The 14955-nt window shown below is 59.7% G+C and carries 22 protein-coding genes; 3 read left to right on the top strand and 19 right to left on the bottom strand.

Going from position 1 to position 14955, the window contains the following annotated elements; translation table 11 throughout:
- Window positions 1–9: 9 nt before the first annotated feature.
- From rplE to rpmC, 5 genes are all read right to left on the bottom strand, one after another.
- On the bottom strand, window positions 10–573 hold the full coding sequence (rplE, locus tag ACFMBG_RS18830) for a 50S ribosomal protein L5 (protein ID WP_421056224.1): 564 nt from the start codon (window positions 571–573) through the stop codon (window positions 10–12).
- Window positions 573–878 (bottom strand): 50S ribosomal protein L24, encoded by a 306-nt coding sequence (gene rplX, locus ACFMBG_RS18835; RefSeq protein WP_421056225.1) that lies wholly within the window; start codon window positions 876–878, stop codon window positions 573–575. Before rplX ends, rplE begins: the two co-directional genes overlap by 1 nt.
- A 2-nt stretch (window positions 879–880) precedes the next feature.
- Window positions 881–1249, bottom strand: a complete 369-nt coding sequence (rplN, locus tag ACFMBG_RS18840; protein ID WP_005621870.1) for a 50S ribosomal protein L14 — start codon at window positions 1247–1249, stop codon at window positions 881–883.
- A 99-nt stretch (window positions 1250–1348) separates the two neighbouring features.
- Window positions 1349–1579, bottom strand: a complete 231-nt coding sequence (gene rpsQ / locus ACFMBG_RS18845) for a 30S ribosomal protein S17 (protein ID WP_008555996.1) — start codon at window positions 1577–1579, stop codon at window positions 1349–1351.
- Window positions 1580–1590: 11 nt separating this feature from the next.
- Window positions 1591–1791, bottom strand: coding sequence for a 50S ribosomal protein L29 (gene rpmC / locus ACFMBG_RS18850; protein ID WP_008554543.1), 201 nt, complete (start codon window positions 1789–1791; stop codon window positions 1591–1593).
- Window positions 1792–2067: 276 nt separating this feature from the next.
- Between rpmC and ACFMBG_RS18855 the strand changes: the two genes are divergently transcribed.
- Entirely contained in the window at window positions 2068–2418 is a 351-nt protein-coding gene (locus ACFMBG_RS18855) for a DUF6122 family protein (RefSeq protein WP_421056226.1), read from the top strand.
- Between the two features lie 109 nt (window positions 2419–2527).
- Here ACFMBG_RS18855 and ACFMBG_RS18860 read toward each other — a convergent pair whose 3' ends face one another.
- Window positions 2528–3148, bottom strand: a complete 621-nt coding sequence (locus ACFMBG_RS18860) for a TIGR02466 family protein (RefSeq protein WP_421056227.1) — start codon at window positions 3146–3148, stop codon at window positions 2528–2530.
- Window positions 3149–3360: 212 nt separating this feature from the next.
- On the opposite strand from ACFMBG_RS18860, the gene ACFMBG_RS18865 reads away from it, so the two are divergent.
- Window positions 3361–5529: a methyl-accepting chemotaxis protein gene (locus tag ACFMBG_RS18865; protein WP_421056228.1), complete on the top strand. Its 2169-nt coding sequence runs from the start codon at window positions 3361–3363 to the stop codon at window positions 5527–5529.
- A 234-nt stretch (window positions 5530–5763) separates the two neighbouring features.
- Here the strand turns inward: ACFMBG_RS18865 and ACFMBG_RS18870 are convergent, their stop codons facing one another.
- The 12 genes from ACFMBG_RS18870 to rpsJ all read right to left on the bottom strand — a co-directional run bounded on the left by ACFMBG_RS18870 (window position 5764) and on the right by rpsJ (window position 13390).
- Window positions 5764–6111: a hypothetical protein gene (locus ACFMBG_RS18870; RefSeq protein ID WP_421056229.1), complete on the bottom strand. Its 348-nt coding sequence runs from the start codon at window positions 6109–6111 to the stop codon at window positions 5764–5766.
- A 255-nt stretch (window positions 6112–6366) separates the two neighbouring features.
- On the bottom strand, window positions 6367–6780 hold the full coding sequence (gene rplP, locus ACFMBG_RS18875; protein WP_027235542.1) for a 50S ribosomal protein L16: 414 nt from the start codon (window positions 6778–6780) through the stop codon (window positions 6367–6369).
- A gap of 12 nt (window positions 6781–6792) precedes the next feature.
- Window positions 6793–7503, bottom strand: coding sequence for a 30S ribosomal protein S3 (gene rpsC / locus ACFMBG_RS18880; protein WP_058285585.1), 711 nt, complete (start codon window positions 7501–7503; stop codon window positions 6793–6795).
- Window positions 7503–7883 carry a 50S ribosomal protein L22 gene (gene rplV, locus ACFMBG_RS18885; protein ID WP_421056230.1) on the bottom strand — a complete coding sequence of 127 codons (381 nt, stop codon included), beginning with the start codon at window positions 7881–7883 and terminating at the stop codon, window positions 7503–7505. The genes rpsC and rplV overlap by 1 nt, the downstream gene beginning before the upstream one ends.
- Window positions 7884–7886: 3 nt before the next feature.
- On the bottom strand, window positions 7887–8165 hold the full coding sequence (gene rpsS, locus ACFMBG_RS18890) for a 30S ribosomal protein S19 (protein ID WP_008554066.1): 279 nt from the start codon (window positions 8163–8165) through the stop codon (window positions 7887–7889).
- Window positions 8166–8168: 3 nt separating this feature from the next.
- Window positions 8169–9011 carry a 50S ribosomal protein L2 gene (gene rplB / locus ACFMBG_RS18895; protein ID WP_024088538.1) on the bottom strand — a complete coding sequence of 281 codons (843 nt, stop codon included), beginning with the start codon at window positions 9009–9011 and terminating at the stop codon, window positions 8169–8171.
- Window positions 9012–9242: 231 nt separating this feature from the next.
- Window positions 9243–10229, bottom strand: a complete 987-nt coding sequence (locus ACFMBG_RS18900; protein WP_421056231.1) for a DUF4062 domain-containing protein — start codon at window positions 10227–10229, stop codon at window positions 9243–9245.
- A gap of 563 nt (window positions 10230–10792) precedes the next feature.
- Window positions 10793–11401, bottom strand: a complete 609-nt coding sequence (locus tag ACFMBG_RS18905; RefSeq protein WP_421056232.1) for a hypothetical protein — start codon at window positions 11399–11401, stop codon at window positions 10793–10795.
- Between the two features lie 44 nt (window positions 11402–11445).
- Complete coding sequence (locus tag ACFMBG_RS18910; protein WP_421056233.1) at window positions 11446–11742, bottom strand: 50S ribosomal protein L23; 297 nt, start codon at window positions 11740–11742, stop codon at window positions 11446–11448.
- The gene (gene rplD, locus ACFMBG_RS18915) at window positions 11739–12356 is read right to left on the bottom strand and encodes a 50S ribosomal protein L4 (protein ID WP_421056234.1); all 618 of its coding nucleotides are present in this window, start codon (window positions 12354–12356) and stop codon (window positions 11739–11741) included. Before rplD ends, ACFMBG_RS18910 begins: the two co-directional genes overlap by 4 nt.
- A complete protein-coding gene (gene rplC / locus ACFMBG_RS18920) occupies window positions 12353–13057 on the bottom strand; it encodes a 50S ribosomal protein L3 (protein WP_421056235.1) in 705 nt (234 codons plus the stop codon). The genes rplD and rplC overlap by 4 nt, the downstream gene beginning before the upstream one ends.
- Window positions 13058–13075: 18 nt before the next feature.
- A complete protein-coding gene (gene rpsJ, locus ACFMBG_RS18925; RefSeq protein ID WP_024809816.1) occupies window positions 13076–13390 on the bottom strand; it encodes a 30S ribosomal protein S10 in 315 nt (104 codons plus the stop codon).
- A 382-nt stretch (window positions 13391–13772) separates the two neighbouring features.
- Between rpsJ and ACFMBG_RS18930 the strand changes: the two genes are divergently transcribed.
- Complete coding sequence (locus ACFMBG_RS18930; RefSeq protein ID WP_421056236.1) at window positions 13773–14747, top strand: HNH endonuclease; 975 nt, start codon at window positions 13773–13775, stop codon at window positions 14745–14747.
- A gap of 134 nt (window positions 14748–14881) precedes the next feature.
- Here ACFMBG_RS18930 and ACFMBG_RS18935 read toward each other — a convergent pair.
- Window positions 14882–14955: EF-Tu C-terminal domain-related protein (locus tag ACFMBG_RS18935; protein ID WP_217353393.1), on the bottom strand; the 74-nt coding region annotated here is incomplete at its 5' end.

Genomic DNA, 14955 nt, shown 5'->3' on the forward strand with positions numbered 1-14955 from the left:
TTCCCGCGATCAGCTGTTGAAGGGCATGTTGAAAGCTTTCAACAGCGCCTTAGCTTCCGCGTCGGTTTTTGCGGTGGTGGCAATTACGATGTCCATGCCCCAGGCTTCGTCGATCTTGTCGAAATCGATTTCCGGGAACACGATGTGCTCTTTCAGGCCCATGGCATAGTTGCCGCGGCCGTCGAAAGAGGTGCCGGACACGCCGCGGAAGTCGCGGATACGGGGCATCGCGATGGTGATCAGACGATCCAGGAATTCATACATCCGGTCGCCGCGCAGGGTCACCTTGGCGCCCATCGGCATGCCTTCGCGAACGCGGAAGCCGGCGATGGAGTTCTTGGCCACGGTGGTGACAGCCTTCTGGCCCGCGATTGCGGTCAGGTCGGCCTGAGCGGATTTGGCTTTCTTGCTGTCTTTGACAGCAGCGCGGCCACAGCCGATGTTCAGAACGATTTTCTCCAGCTTGGGGAGCATCATGTCGTTCTTGTAGCCGAATTCCTCTTTCAGGGCGCCACGGATGGTGTCCTTGTAGAGCGTCTTCAGGCGCGGGGTGTAGGTTGCAGCGTCAAGCATCAGACAGTCTCCCCGGTGGTCTTGGCGAAGCGCACCTTCTTGCCGTCTTCCTCGCGGAAGCCGACGCGGGTTGCTTTGCCGTTGCTGTCCAGCAGTGCCAGGTTCGACAGGTCGATCGGCAGTGCCTTGGGCAGACGGCCGCCCTGGCTGTTCTGGGTCTGGCGGGTGTGGCGGATTGCCATGTTCACGCCGTCGACAATGGCTTTGCCGGCTTTCGGGTCAACGGAGGCGATGGTGCCTTCCTTACCCTTGTCCTTGCCGGCCAGCACGACGACCTTGTCGCCTTTGCGGAGTTTAGCAGCCATGATTACAGCACCTCCGGAGCCAGCGAGATGATCTTCATGAAGTTCTTCGCGCGCAGTTCACGAACAACCGGGCCAAAGATACGGGTACCGACCGGCTCGTTGTTGTTGTTCAGGATAACGGCTGCGTTCCGGTCAAAACGGATCGCGGTGCCGTCTTCGCGGCGGACTTCTTTGGCGGTGCGCACGACAACGGCCTTACGGACGTCGCCTTTTTTCACGCGGCCGCGCGGGATGGCTTCCTTTACCGAGACGACGATGATGTCGCCAACGGATGCGTATTTACGCTTGGAGCCACCCAGAACCTTGATGCACTGAACCCGGCGGGCGCCGGAGTTGTCAGCTACATCCAGATTTGTTTGCATCTGGATCATGTGGTTTCTCCCGACCTATGGGGCAGCGATGCGTGCTGGTATCCCCCAGGGTTTCGACTGACTGTTAAGTCTAGCCGCCAGGAGTCTCGGATGAGACTCTTAGGCTTCCAGAACTTCCCAGCGTTTCGTTTTCGATTTCGGCGCGCATTCGATGATGCGGACAGTGTCGCCGACCTTGAAAGCGTTCTTTTCATCGTGAGCCCGGTATTTCTTGGACTTACGGATGGTTTTCTTCAGAACCGGGTGCGTGAAGCGGCGTTCGACCGAGACGGTGACGGTCTGGGCGTTTGCGTCGCTGGTCACAACGCCTTGCAGGATACGTTTGGGCATTGTGTCGCTCCTTATTCGGCTGCTGCTGCAGCTTTTTCGTTCAGGATGGTCTTCACTTTGGCAGCATTGCGGCGGGCCGCTTTGATGCCGGCAGTGTTTTCCAGCTGACCGGTTGCCTGCTGAAAGCGCAGGTTGAAGCTCTCTTTTTTCAGGGATGCGAGCATATCGCGGAGTTCATCCACGGTCTTCTCGCGCAGATCATTGGCGTTCATCGCCTTTGTTCCTTGTCCAAAGCACCAGAAGGCCCCTGACGGGTCACCTTGCAACCTGGTGGGTTATGTCAAACCGCGCCGGAAAGCGCGGAAAAAAGAATCACTGGGCCCAAATCCATACGGATTGGGGACAAGCGATGGGTCCCTATAGAGGAGACGGGGGGCAGGGGCAAGTGCGTTTGCTGCAACAGCCTGCTACTGGCTTCCTTTTGCGTTGCCATTTGCAGCGGCCCCATCCTAGTAGAACTGTTTCCATCGCTCAGGACCAACAGATAAATGCTCGCGGCCGTTCCTTTTCTTGAGCCTGTCATCCACTACGGCGCGCACTTCCTGGCCCCTTTCGTCATCGCGCGGCCCCTTTTCGGCAGGCCGCGCTGGCTCGCCGCAGCGGGGCTGATGATACTGGCCAATATGATTGACGCGGACCATTTGCTGGCCACGCCCATCTTCGATCCCAACCGCTGCAGCATAGGATTTCACCCGCTGCACACGGGTTATGCCGCTGCCGCCTATGCCGCGGCGCTGCTGGTTCCAAACTGGAAGATCCGCGCCCTTGCCCTAGGCTGCCTATGGCACTTGGCCGTAGACGGGCTGGATTGCGTGATGCAGGGGACGTGGAGCGGCTGATCGCGGGTAATCCGCTTTTTGGCCACGCCGGAATTCCACGGGAATTCCGGCCATGAAAAATCGATTTTTCATGGCCGTTTTCCGCTGCCTAAAAACGGCAGCCCGGGCCTCACTCCCACTTGTAATTGAAGCTCACAGAAATCCGCTCGTCCTCGGCCATGTTCAGCGGCACCTCGTGGCGGATGAAGCTTTCCCACAGCAGCACGTCGCCAACGGCGGGCGCCTGATAGACAAAGGTCTTCAGCTCCTGGCGGCAGGTCTTCAGGCGCGGCGGGTGCGCCATCATCATGGCGTGGCGCGGATCCTCCAGCTTGAGCGCGGAGGCGCCGTCCGGCATCGACACATAGGTGGTGCCGGAAATCACCGAATGCGGGTGGATGTGGCTGGCATGGGTGCCGCCTTCCGGCAGGATGTTGATCCACAGATCCTCCAACACCAGCGCGCGCCCGTCCAGGTCCAGCTCCAGATCCTTGGCAAAAGCCGCTACGTGCTGGTCCAGCGACTTCACCAGGTCGGCAAAAATCGGGAACCGCCAAGGCAAATCCGTCAGCGAGGCATAGGAGGTATAGCCGGGATAGCCGTTCTCCTCGCACCAGTCCTGCCCGGCATCGTCGTCGCCGGCAATGACAAGGCAGGAGTTTTCCAGTTCCTGAGCGTCGATTTCAGGTCCGAACTCGGACAGCTGCGCGCGGTAGAGGCGGGTCACGAAGAGCGATTCAATCTGGGCCATGGCTGCGTCTTAGCGCAGTCCGCAAGCAAGCGCGAGACCCTGCCGCAGGCGCGGATCCGGATGCGAACCACGCCCGGCGGCGCAGGCCATAACCGCGGATATGTTCAGATAGTGCAATTTGTAACGGGGAAACTCACGCTGATTTAACGATTGACGGCCATCTTGGGTCAAAAAACTCCAGAATGATGTCTCAGTGAAATGGTCCAGGTCACATGAAATCAAAACTTACCGTCAGTACGGCAATCCTCTCGATCATCGTTTTGGCCGGCGGCCTGATGGCCGCCCTGGTCAGCCTCCTGCTCTATTCGCACGGCGTGCGCGACGACATGCAACAGCGGGTCGCCAAAATCGAAGCGGTTTACCTGAGCCTTGATGAAATCGAGCTCGAATTCCTCATGGCCCGGCGCGCCGAAAAGGATTTCCTGCTGCGCCGCGACGAGAAATACACCGCCCGCCACGCCGAAACGATGGCCCGGATCAAGGAGACCTATGCAGCCCTAAGCCGGCAAATGCCTGAGGTCGCGGAACTGTCGGGATCGGTACAGCAGCTGAAAGAGATCGGCGCTGCCATCGACGCCTACGACGCCAGTTTTGGCGCGCTGGCCGGCAGCAATATCCGCCTGGGCCTGGATGAGAACAGCGGCCTGGAGGGGCAGCTGCGCAAGGCGGTCAAGAATGCCGAGGGCACGCTGAAGACGCTGGATCAGCCGGTCATGCAGGTGAAAATGCTGATGATGCGGCGGCACGAAAAGGACTTCATCATGCGCCAGGCGCCGAAATACCTGGACCGGCTGAACGCCCGGGTGGAAGAGTTCCGCGCCTTCCCGGCCAGCTATTATGACAGCGCCGCGCAGCAGAAGGAGATCCTGGGGCTGATGGAGGTCTACCAGAAATCCTTTGCCGCCTATGTGGAAGAATCGCTGAAGGAAAAACAGCTGCGCAAGGACGTGTCCGGCCACTATGCCGAAGCCGAGCCGCTGCTGGCCGCGGTCCACGAGGAAGTGCGCGGCCTGCTTGACCAAGTGCGCACCCGGGGCGAGACCGTCAGCGCCGAGGCTCAGACCAACGCGCTGCGGGCCGGCATCGGCGGCTCGATCCTGTTCGTGGCGGTGGCCCTGCTGCTGGCACGCAGCATCGCCCGGCCGCTCAAGCAGACCGACACCGTTCTGAAGAAGATGATGCAGAACGACTTCAGCCCGGAAATCCCGAAAACGAGCATCCGCGAGATCGCCGCAATCGCCAATGCGGCCGGCGAGTTCCGCAAGGCCGAGGCCGCCAAGCAGCAGCTGACCGAGGAGATTTCCGAAGTCATCGCAGCCTGCGGCGAGGGGGACTTCTCGCGCCGGATCGCAACCAGCGGCGGCGGCAGCCGGGACAGCGGCCTGGGCCAGGGTGTGAACACGATCGGCGAAGTGGCCGAGAAGGGCCTGGGCGACGTGCTGAGGGTGCTGGACGCGATTGCCGAGGGCGATCTGACCCAGCGGATGCCCGCAGGCCAGAAGGGTGTTTTCAAGGATATTGCCGGCGCCATCGACAACCTTGCCGGCAGCCTGGAAACCGTGGTCCGGCAGCTGGCAGGCAGCGGCGATATGCTGAACAACACCTCGCAGGAGATTTCCACTGCCGTCGCCGATGCCTCGCAGCGCGGCGAATCCTCGGCCGCGGCGCTGGAGGAGACTTCCGCCGCGCTGCAGATTGTCCGCGACACGGTCCACGATACCGCCAGCAGCGCGCAGGACGCCCGCCAGTTCGTCAACGACGCCCAGACCAAGGCGGAAGCGACCCGGGAAGTGGCCGAGAAAACCGTCTCCGCGATGCAGCGCATCAAGGAATCCTCGGACGCGATCTCCAAGATCACCGGCCTGATCGACGACGTGGCCTTCCAGACCAACCTGCTGGCGCTCAATGCCGGGGTGGAGGCCGCCCGCGCGGGCGAAGCCGGGCGCGGGTTTGCGGTTGTCGCCTCCGAAGTGCGGGCGCTGGCGCAGCGGTCTTCGGACGCGGCCAAGGAGATCAGCACCCTGATCAGCAGCAGCCAGAGCGAAGTCACCGGCGGGGTCGAACTGGTGGATGAGGCTGGCGAAGCGCTGGTTGCAATCCTGCAGACCGTCACCCAGGCGGCGGAGAAGGTGAACGAGATTGCCGAGAACACCACCGAACAGGCCAACAGCATTTCCGAGGTGAATGTGGCGCTTGAAGCTTTGGACAAGGACTCCCAGCGCAGCGCTGCCATGCTCGAGGAAACGGCGGCGGCCGGCCAGATGCTGCGGGACGAGGCTGCAAGCCTGGCCCGGGCGATCTCCGGCTTCCGGCTTGAGCCTGCCGCGCCTGCGGCTGCCGGTCCGGAGCCGGTCCGCGGGGACATCGTAAAGGCGGCATAACCGCCGTTAAACCGCCTGCACCGGCCTTTCCGGCCGGTGCAGCAAGCCTGCCGCTTCAGTTGCCAAATGCGGCCTGAGCAACACCAACAGCTACAGTTCACACTCTTCGCAGGCTAAGTCACGCAGGAGCAACCGGCAGCTTCGCTCCAGCGCGGTTCCAAGATCTCCGGACGGCGCGGCCTCCGCCATTGCCAAAATTTGACGGTGCAGGCCCGCAGCGCCCGGCTGCTGCGGTCAACTGTTCTCCATCACCCGGATCGGGCAGCCGCCATGGGCGTTCGGTTTGCCGGCGTGATGCGGGTTCAGCACCAGATACCAGACCGGTTCCCGGCCAGGGGCCTGGGTGCGGGAGTAGGTGCAGCCATCCGGCGAGGTCCAATGCTTGGCATTGCCGCCCCAGACAGGCCCGTCGCCCTGGTAGTTGCGGGAAACCACGCGCCCGCCATCCAGATTGCGGTATCCTGTGGCCGGGCCAAAAACAGCGGAGATATCCGTATTGTCGTATTCAGGGGCGGCAAAGTTGCTTGCGCCGCAGGCAGAAAGGGAAAGGAGAAGGGCCGTCGGGACAGTCAAGAGTTTCATTTGAGCCTCCTGTTAAAACACCAGGGCAGCCCCGAACTCCGGACTATTCAGTTCGGCAAGGAACACGTCATCCGGGACCGCTTGCGGGTGAACTTCGCGCAGAAACATGGCCACTTTTGGGACCGAATGGAGCAACCCAGCGCCTTAATCCCGGCATTCTAAATCAATTTTGCCTAGTCCACCGCTGTCAGCGTGAACAGAAAAGCCCCCGCAGTGTTACCTGCGGGGGCCATATTTTTCTCTGGCAGACCGGGATTACCAGTCTTCGCGGACCACGACGCGGGTCTTGACCGGCAGCTTCATCGCCGCCAGGCGCAGGGCCTCGCGGGCGACTTCGTCGCTGACGCCGTCGATCTCGAACATCACGCGGCCGGGCTTAACCTTGGCTGCCCAGTAGTCCACGGAGCCTTTACCTTTACCCATACGGACTTCGGTCGGCTTCGAGGTCACCGGAGTGTCCGGGAAGATACGGATCCAGACACGGCCCTGACGCTTCATGTGGCGGGTCATGGCACGGCGGGCAGCCTCGATCTGGCGTGCAGTCACACGCTCAGGGGTGGTTGCCTTCAGGCCATAGGTGCCGAAGTTCAGGTCCGAGCCGCCTTTTGCCAGGCCGTGGATCCGGCCCTTGTGCATCTTGCGGAATTTAGTGCGCTTTGGCTGAAGCATCTCAAATCCTCCTTAGCGACGGCCGCCACCAGCACCACGGGGTGCAGGGCCGTCCTGGATTTCTTGTGCTTTACGGTCACGCGCCGAAGGATCGTGCTCCATGATCTCGCCTTTGAAGATCCAGACCTTGATCCCGATGATCCCGTAGGGGGTCATCGCTTCGGAGTGTGCGTAATCGATGTCGGCACGCAGGGTGTGCAGCGGCACGCGGCCTTCACGGTACCATTCGGTACGCGCGATTTCCGCACCGCCCAGACGGCCAGCGACGTTCACCCGGATACCCAGGGCGCCCATGCGCATGGCGTTCTGAACCGCACGCTTCATCGCGCGGCGGAAGGACACACGGCGCTCCAGCTGCTGAGCGATCGACTCGCCGACCAGCTGAGCGTCCAGTTCCGGCTTGCGCACTTCAACGATGTTGAGGTGCAGCTCGGAGTCGGTCATCTTGGCCAGCTTCTTGCGCAGGACTTCGATGTCCGCGCCTTTCTTGCCGATGATAACGCCCGGACGTGCGGTGTGGATGGTGACGCGGCATTTCTTGTGCGGGCGCTCGATGATCACGCGCGCAACGCCTGCCTGCTTGCACTCTTCCTTGATGAACTCGCGGATCTTGATGTCCTCGAGCAGCAGATCACCATAGTCCTTGGTGTCGGCGTACCAGCGGCTGTCCCAGGTGCGGTTCACCTGAAGGCGCATGCCGATCGGATTGACTTTCTGACCCATTAGGCTTGCTCCTCAACTTGACGCACCTTGATGGTGATCTCCGAGAACGGCTTCAGGATTTTGCCGAACCGGCCACGGGCACGCGGACGGCCGCGCTTCATGGTCAGGTTCTTGCCAACCCAGGCCTCGGCGACGATCAGCTCGTCGACGTCCAGGTTATGGTTGTTCTCAGCGTTCGCAATCGCGGACTGAAGGCATTTCTTCACGTCCTGCGCAATCCGCTTGTTGGAGAAGGTCAGGTCGTTCAGAGCCTTTTCCACCTTCTTGCCGCGGATCATCTGCGCCACCAGGTTCAGTTTCTGCGGGGAGGTACGGAGCATGCGCAGTTTTGCCATTGCTTCGTTGTCTGCCACGCGGCGGGGGTTCTTTTCCTTGCCCATGACTTACTTCCGCTTCGCTTTTTTGTCTGCGGCGTGGCCATAATAGGTGCGGGTCGGCGAGTATTCACCGAACTTCTGACCGATCATGTCTTCCGAGACGTTGACGGGGATATGCTTCTGGCCGTTGTAAACACCAAAGGTCAGGCCGACGAACTGCGGCAGGATGGTGGAACGGCGCGACCAGATCTTGATCACTTCATTGCGGCCCGATTCACGCGCTGCTTCGGCCTTCTTCAGGACGTAAGCATCAACGAAGGGGCCCTTCCATACGGAACGTGCCATGGATTAGCGGCCTTTCTTCTTGGCGTGGCGCGAGCGGACGATAAGCTTCTGCGACGCCTTGTTTTTGTTGCGGGTGCGCTTGCCCTTGGTCGGCTTGCCCCACGGGGTCACCGGGTGACGCCCGCCGGAGGTCCGGCCTTCACCACCGCCGTGGGGGTGGTCGATCGGGTTCATAACGACACCGCGGACCGACGGACGCTTGCCCTTGTGGCGCATGCGGCCGGCTTTACCGAAGTTCTGGTTCGAGTTGTCGGGGTTCGACACGGCACCGACGGTGGCCATGCATTCCTGACGCACCAGGCGCAGTTCGCCCGAGGACAGGCGGATCTGAGCGTAACCGCCGTCACGGCCAACGAACTGAGCATAGGTACCGGCTGCACGGGCGATCTGGCCGCCTTTGCCGGGCTTCATTTCGATGTTGTGGACGATGGTACCGATCGGCATGCCCGAGAACGGCATTGCGTTGCCCGGCTTGATGTCGGCCTTCGCGGAGGCGATGACCTTGTCGCCGACTGCCAGGCGCTGCGGCGCCAGGATGTAGGCTTGCTCGCCGTCTTCGTATTTGATCAGCGCGATGAATGCGGTCCGGTTCGGGTCGTATTCGATCCGCTCAACGGTGGCCGCTACATCAAATTTGTTCCGTTTGAAGTCAACGATCCGGTAGAGGCGCTTTGCGCCGCCGCCACGGCGGCGTGCAGTGATCCGTCCGGTGTTGTTCCGGCCGCCCGATTTGGTCAGGCCCTCAGTGAGGGATTTGACCGGACGCCCTTTCCAAAGCTCCGAACGGTCGATCAGAACCAGCCCACGCTGGCCCGGCGTCGTCGGTTTATACGACTTGAGTGCCATGCTTTCTGTCTTCCGTTTAGCGTGCCAGGCCTTAGGTTCTTGTCTTTGGCCCAGCTATGTTTAAGGCCCCCGTAGGTGCCTGAGATATAGGGCCCCGAAGGTCCCCGAGTTCACGCATCCTGACAAACGTAACGACCCCGGAACGAATCCGGGGCCTTCAGGATGGGTGGCGTGTAGCAGAGTCGTGGGGAGGTGGCAATGGTCGAATCTTCCAGACACGCTTGCACAAGTTCAGTTCACAGTAGCGACTCTTCTTGAAAACATCTCCTGTTCGCCAACTTCCGTCAACCGCCAGAAAAGCAGGACATTTCCCTGCGTCGATCGGCTCGCCTTAACGGTCAAAACTCCCAAGGCCATCAACTGAATCTTCACAGATTGGAAAACTTCGCTGTCAACGCGAAAGGTATGTAAACCGCGGGAATACCCATTGCGGTTTTCCCAAATCGACTTAGCCATTAGCTCATTCACTCTCAGCTCCGATTCTGACTTCAACAAATGCGGCGCAACTAGAGCAAAGAGTTCACCAAAGGTTGTCTCAAGTGAGAAAGTAGAACCCCTCCCTCCTTGGTATCGCCCGCTAATTGTTAAACCGGCGTCCAAGCCAGCCAGGTTGCCCGGTATACCGATTGGAGGTCTTGCTTCTTCAAGTTCTTGCTTCAGTCGCTCGTTCTCTTCTTGTAAAGCCACAAGCTTATGCAAATCTCCAGCTGAAGTTACCTGATCGCCCCGCACCCATCCTGGTCTAGTTTTTGTCGCTTTCGCATGATCCAAAGCCTCACGCACCCCGAGCTTCAATCCATCATTCGATGACCATTCTTTACGAATTCGACCTGTTGAAACTTTCTCAATAAATGCCTCCAATAGATCCCTACCAGACTTGTCTTGCTCACATTTCTCCTGTGGCAGTCTGCCCCTGTTTCCGTGAAGCATAACCAAAACAGGTATGCCTTGCTCCACAGCGTAGTGATACTCTTTTTCGGTGTAGCTCAGGCCGTCCGGAGCGAGGGAACCATAGCGACCAGCTATGATCAGAACATAATAATCACACTGATCTATGACGCTCTTGATGAATTCAAACTGCTCGTCATCAGCGGCAGGAAACGCCTCCATTCCGACGGGGATATCCCCAGCTCGAATGACAGTTTCCTCAACAGCCTTACGTTCTTCGATTAGATCTTTGTAAGTAGAGCTAATAAAGACCTGATATTTCTTAGCCATACAGCCTGCACCTCTGGTTCTCCACTTCACTGCACCCTAATCAACTTTTAGATGACTTCAATCGGAAAGGCGCGCCAGCGCCGTCCCGCGGGGTGGCGCTCTCAACGTGGCGTCTGGCAGTTTATCCCGGCCAAGTCCGTACGACCTCACCGACACGCAGAACATCAGCCAAAGCGCCGCCCCATGGGGGCGGGTCATGCCGGAGGCATGCTTTCAGCATGACGCTGGCGCGGCGGCCTGCGGCCTTGACTCCGCGCCGGGCCCAGAACCCAGTTCAGCGCATAGTGCCCGGCATTGGCTGAGACACGTTCTTTGAACGCCGTCCGTTGCATAGAGAGCGCACGCTGGGCTTCGCGGATCTTAACCGGCAGCGGCTATACCTCAGGGCAAAGCTGCCTTTAGGACCCCGCCATGCCCTCCAAGCGCCCTGCCCCAGCGAAAAAGGCCCCCGCTTCCACGAGGGCCTCTCAATCTTGTCAGAAAGGCAAATCTCGGGATCAACTGGGCACGCCGATGGTGCTGCCTGCTTCCAGCCCTCTTCAGCGCACCAGAGGCCCCTGCCCTCAGATCCCGATGGTTCCCAGGGCGCGGCGGCGGCGGAGGGGCTCGGCGGCGACGGCCTCCCGCTGGACGTATTTCAGTTTCCCCATGGCCTCGCGGAAGGCCTCATGCGCCGGCTTGCGCTCCAGGTAATCCGCCAGCCGCAAGATGTTGATGGGCTGCTTGCGGATCAGCGCGACGATCCGGTCGAAGGCGTCCTGCTTGGCATAGCCGTCGATCATCAGGGCGGCGCTTTGGGTGGGGGTCAGGAGGTAGTAGTCAAACGCGCCCCGGGGCGTATAGCGGGCGATGTCAAAGGGCGAGGCGCCAAGGGCATGCGACTTGGGCATCAGGACACGGATGCCGCTTTCCTTGTGCACAAAGCTGCTGCCCGAGGACTGGGTAAAGCCCAGCGGCGCCAGCTTCTGCGCGGCATGCTCCCGCATCGCGCCGGTCAGCACATCCATGTCGGCGCGGTCGTAGTGCAGATCGTCAAACACCGAGAGGAGGCGCAGCTGCGCGTCCGCCACGCAGATATACGGCGTCTTGTTGAGCTCCTGCAGGCGGGCGGCCAGCTCTGCCGCCTGTTCCGGGGTGGCCTGAACGGAAACAGCCCCGGCAGGTTTCCCCACCGAGGCTGCAAGCTTTCTGATCCATGACCAGATCAAGGCAAATCTCAGAGTCCGGTGGACACGTCGATGGTGTTGCCTTCTTCCAGGGTCACATAGGCCTTTTTCACGTCCTTGCGGCGGCCCATCTGGCCCCGGAAACGCTTGACCTTACCCTTGGTCACGGTGGTGTTGACCGCTTTCACCTTCACACCAAAGAGAGCTTCGACAGCTTCCTTGATCTGCGGCTTGTTGGAGTCGATTGCCACTTCGAACACCACTGCGCCGTTTTCGGACGCCATGGTGGATTTCTCGGTGATGATCGGCTTGCGGATCACGTCGTAGTGTTCTGCTTTAGCGCTCATTTCAGGCGAGCCTCCAGAGCTTCGACACCTGCCTTGGTGATCACCAGGGTGTCACGCTTCAGGATGTCATAGACGTTGGCACCGATGGTCGGCAGCACGTCCAGACCTTCGATGTTCTTGGCGGCGCGGGCAAAGCCCTCGTTCACGGCAGCGCCGTCGATGACCAGAGCGCGCTTCCAGCCCAGGTTCTTCACCTGCTTGGCCAGAGCTGCGGTCTTGCCCTCAGCGGCGGCGTCCTCGATGATGACCAGTTCGCCCGCTTTCGCTTTGGCGGACAGCGCGTGGCGCAGGCCCAGCTTGCGGAACTTCTTGGTCAGCTCGTGGCCGTGCGAACGCGGGGTCGGGCCCTTGTAGATACCACCCTTGCGGAAGATCGGCGCGTTGCGGTCACCGTGGCGTGCGCCGCCGGTGCCCTTCTGGCGGTAGATCTTCTTGGTCGAGTAGGAGGTCTCCGAGCGGGTCTTCACCTTGTGGGTGCCGGCTTGCGCGTTGTTGCGCTGCCAGCGGACCACGCGGTGCAGGATGTCCGCACGCGGCTCCAGGCCGAACAGGTCTTCGGACAGCTCGATGTCGCCAGCCTTGCCGCCGTCGAGTTTGATCACGTCAAGTTTCATGCTTCACCACCTTCCGCGGGAGCTTCCGCAGTTTTCAGAGCGGCCGGGAACGGCAGACCCTCGGGAGCTTTCTTCTTCACGGCGTCCTTGACGGTGACCCAGCCGGACTTCGGGCCCGGAACGGCGCCCTTAATGAAGACCAGGCCGCGCTCGGCGTCGGTTTTCACCACTTCCAGGTTCTGGGTGGTCACGCGGGCTGCGCCCATGTGGCCGGCCATCTTCTTGCCTTTGAAGACCTTGCCCGGGTCCTGACACTGACCGGTCGAACCGTGCGAACGGTGCGAGATCGACACACCGTGCGAGGCGCGCAGGCCGCCGAAGTTGTGCCGCTTCATGGCACCGGCGAAACCTTTACCGATCGAAGTGCCGGTCACGTCCACTTTCTGGCCAGCCAGGAAGTGTTCGGCCGAGATCTCGGCGCCGACTTCGATCAGCGCGTCTGCGGGGACGCGGAACTCTGCCAGCTTGCGCTTGGGCTCAACCTTGGCGGCTGCGAAATGGCCGCGCATGGCTTGCGAGGTACGCTTTGCCTTGGCCGCGCCTGCACCCAGCTGAACGGCGGTGTAGCCGTCTTTTTCCTCGGTGCGCTTCGCAACAACCTGCAGGCCGTCCAGCGACAGAACGGTCACCGGGATCTGCTTGCCGTCTTCCATGAACAGCCGGGTCATGCCGACTTTCTTTGCGATAATACCGGAACGCATAATCTATACCCTCCGATCTTACGACTGCAGCTTGATTTCGACGTCAACGCCGGCGGCCAGGTCGAGCTTCATCAGCGCGTCCACGGTCTGCGGGGTCGGGTCGACGATGTCCAGGAGCCGCTTGTGGGTGCGGATCTCGAACTGGTCGCGGGATTTCTTGTCGATGTGAGGGCCACGCAGAACGGTGAACTTCTCAATCTTGTTCGGCAGCGGGATCGGGCCGCGCACCTGGGCGCCGGTCCGCTTGGCAGTGTTGACGATTTCCTGGGTGCTGGCATCCAGCACGCGGTAGTCAAATGCCTTCAGCCGGATACGGATGTTTTGGCTTTGCATCGTATAGCCTTATTCTAGGCGTTGGGGTTGAGAGGAGGGCCTGCGCTCACCGCAATCCCTCATCGAACCCAAAAGGCGGGAATCATCCCGCCTCCATTCGCATCAGCGAACTCGCGCCCTATACGCCCTATGGCCCCATGTGGCAAGGGGTTTCGCCGCGAAACGGTTGCGTTTGGGGAGGACGGCGGGTTTGGGGTTTGTTAGGGAAGGTTGAGGGGCCGATTTAACCAAGCAGTACGTTCCAAATCTGCACCTGGTAGCGGCTTCCAAACTATGCTTAGGCGGCTAATGAAAAGCAATCGGACTTACCCATCAGCTTGCCTACTCCACCTCACACAACCTATAGAAAAGGGGAGGCAGAAAGCATCACTTAGAGGTAAAATTGCGCCGCAAACCCATTCACTCCTCCATAAAGGCAAGGCTCGGTTACGACGAAAGTGCTACTGACGATGAAGTTTATGATGACTGGAAAGGAAGACTTCGTCGTGTTTGCAAACCTTGCTGGGAGCTTAAGTACTGCCCATACGGCCCGCTAGTCGAACAATCACCAATTCTGCCTGGAGAAAGAAAAGGGCAAGTAGAGCACACCAGATACCTGGCGAAGTGTTTGGAGACCGGCACTGTTGGTAGTCTTACGTCGCTAACCAGCGAACTTCGAGAAGATTACGAAGATTGGCTTCACGACGAACAGCTACTTATTTCACAAGTTCTGTTTTCTATGGAACAAGCCGAAAGATTTGCCACTATAGCCGAGATGGGGAGCAAGCAAGAAAGACTAGAAGCCCTACTAGGAAGCGAATTGCCTCCAATTCATGTTTATCGCGTCGAGTACGACGGTGGTGTCTTTCAGGAATATAGTGAGGAACAGTTTCCACCAGAAACTTGGAGAGAGATCCAAGAAGGTGTGGAACGCCGAAAGTTGGAAATTCAAAAAGCTCTTGAAACAGGGCAAATTGACAACCGCCAACCTCTCGAACCAGCACGACGAGAGATGTTCCTAGAAATGGTAAAGAGCTTTGATCCTGAAAGTTATCCTGAAGAAATCCCGCAAACATTTCACGACGGAGAATGCACCTTCTTCGGCCACATATGTCCGGTGTTTTTCGCTGCCGAAGCAGCAACCGAGACACAAGATGAACGCAGAATAGGCCGACGGCATCTTAAGTTTGAAACTATGATGCGCATCGTTCGTCGTGACGACTACCGCTGCCAACACTGCAAAAAGAAGCTTCAAGATGACGAAGTGGAATTTGACCACAAGATTCCTGTGTCAAAAGGTGGCAGCTCAGAGGAGCATAATATGAGGCTAACGTGCTTCGACTGTAACAGGGACAAGTCTGATAGCTTTTTTCCCTAGGGGCTTTGTTTCACCGGAGCTTGTGCAAGACGGCCTTCGGCCCCAGGCCGGTCCCTGCCCTGTTCGGAGGCTGGCGCATAGAAAAAGGGCCGCTCGATTGAGCGGCCCTTTCTATCAAGTATCAGGAGACCTGATTACTCGATGATCTTCGACACGACGCCGGCGCCGACGGTGCGGCCGCCTTCGCGGATGGCGAAGCGCAGGCCGT

Source organism: Leisingera coralii, from assembly GCF_049056525.1.
GTDB lineage: Bacteria > Pseudomonadota > Alphaproteobacteria > Rhodobacterales > Rhodobacteraceae > Leisingera > Leisingera coralii.

Bases quoted from the DNA above. Each gene is read 5' to 3' on its own strand.
- ACFMBG_RS18865 (WP_421056228.1), top strand. From the start codon at position 3,361: ATGAAATCAAAACTTACCGTCAGTACGGCAATCCTCTCGATCATCGTT.
- ACFMBG_RS18900 (WP_421056231.1), bottom strand. From the start codon at position 10,229: ATGGCTAAGAAATATCAGGTCTTTATTAGCTCTACTTACAAAGATCTA.
- rplE (WP_421056224.1), bottom strand. From the start codon at position 573: ATGCTTGACGCTGCAACCTACACCCCGCGCCTGAAGACGCTCTACAAG.
- ACFMBG_RS18870 (WP_421056229.1), bottom strand. From the start codon at position 6,111: ATGAAACTCTTGACTGTCCCGACGGCCCTTCTCCTTTCCCTTTCTGCC.
- rplC (WP_421056235.1), bottom strand. From the start codon at position 13,057: ATGCGTTCCGGTATTATCGCAAAGAAAGTCGGCATGACCCGGCTGTTC.
- rpsQ (WP_008555996.1), bottom strand. From the start codon at position 1,579: ATGCCCAAACGTATCCTGCAAGGCGTTGTGACCAGCGACGCAAACGCC.
- rpsS (WP_008554066.1), bottom strand. From the start codon at position 8,165: ATGGCACGTTCCGTATGGAAGGGCCCCTTCGTTGATGCTTACGTCCTG.
- rplP (WP_027235542.1), bottom strand. From the start codon at position 6,780: ATGCTTCAGCCAAAGCGCACTAAATTCCGCAAGATGCACAAGGGCCGG.
- rpsJ (WP_024809816.1), bottom strand. From the start codon at position 13,390: ATGCAAAGCCAAAACATCCGTATCCGGCTGAAGGCATTTGACTACCGC.
- ACFMBG_RS18910 (WP_421056233.1), bottom strand. From the start codon at position 11,742: ATGAGCGCTAAAGCAGAACACTACGACGTGATCCGCAAGCCGATCATC.
- ACFMBG_RS18855 (WP_421056226.1), top strand. From the start codon at position 2,068: ATGCTCGCGGCCGTTCCTTTTCTTGAGCCTGTCATCCACTACGGCGCG.
- rpmC (WP_008554543.1), bottom strand. From the start codon at position 1,791: ATGAACGCCAATGATCTGCGCGAGAAGACCGTGGATGAACTCCGCGAT.
- ACFMBG_RS18860 (WP_421056227.1), bottom strand. From the start codon at position 3,148: ATGGCCCAGATTGAATCGCTCTTCGTGACCCGCCTCTACCGCGCGCAG.
- rplD (WP_421056234.1), bottom strand. From the start codon at position 12,356: ATGAAACTTGACGTGATCAAACTCGACGGCGGCAAGGCTGGCGACATC.
- rpsC (WP_058285585.1), bottom strand. From the start codon at position 7,503: ATGGGTCAGAAAGTCAATCCGATCGGCATGCGCCTTCAGGTGAACCGC.
- rplV (WP_421056230.1), bottom strand. From the start codon at position 7,883: ATGGGCAAGGAAAAGAACCCCCGCCGCGTGGCAGACAACGAAGCAATG.
- rplX (WP_421056225.1), bottom strand. From the start codon at position 878: ATGGCTGCTAAACTCCGCAAAGGCGACAAGGTCGTCGTGCTGGCCGGC.
- rplB (WP_024088538.1), bottom strand. From the start codon at position 9,011: ATGGCACTCAAGTCGTATAAACCGACGACGCCGGGCCAGCGTGGGCTG.
- rplN (WP_005621870.1), bottom strand. From the start codon at position 1,249: ATGATCCAGATGCAAACAAATCTGGATGTAGCTGACAACTCCGGCGCC.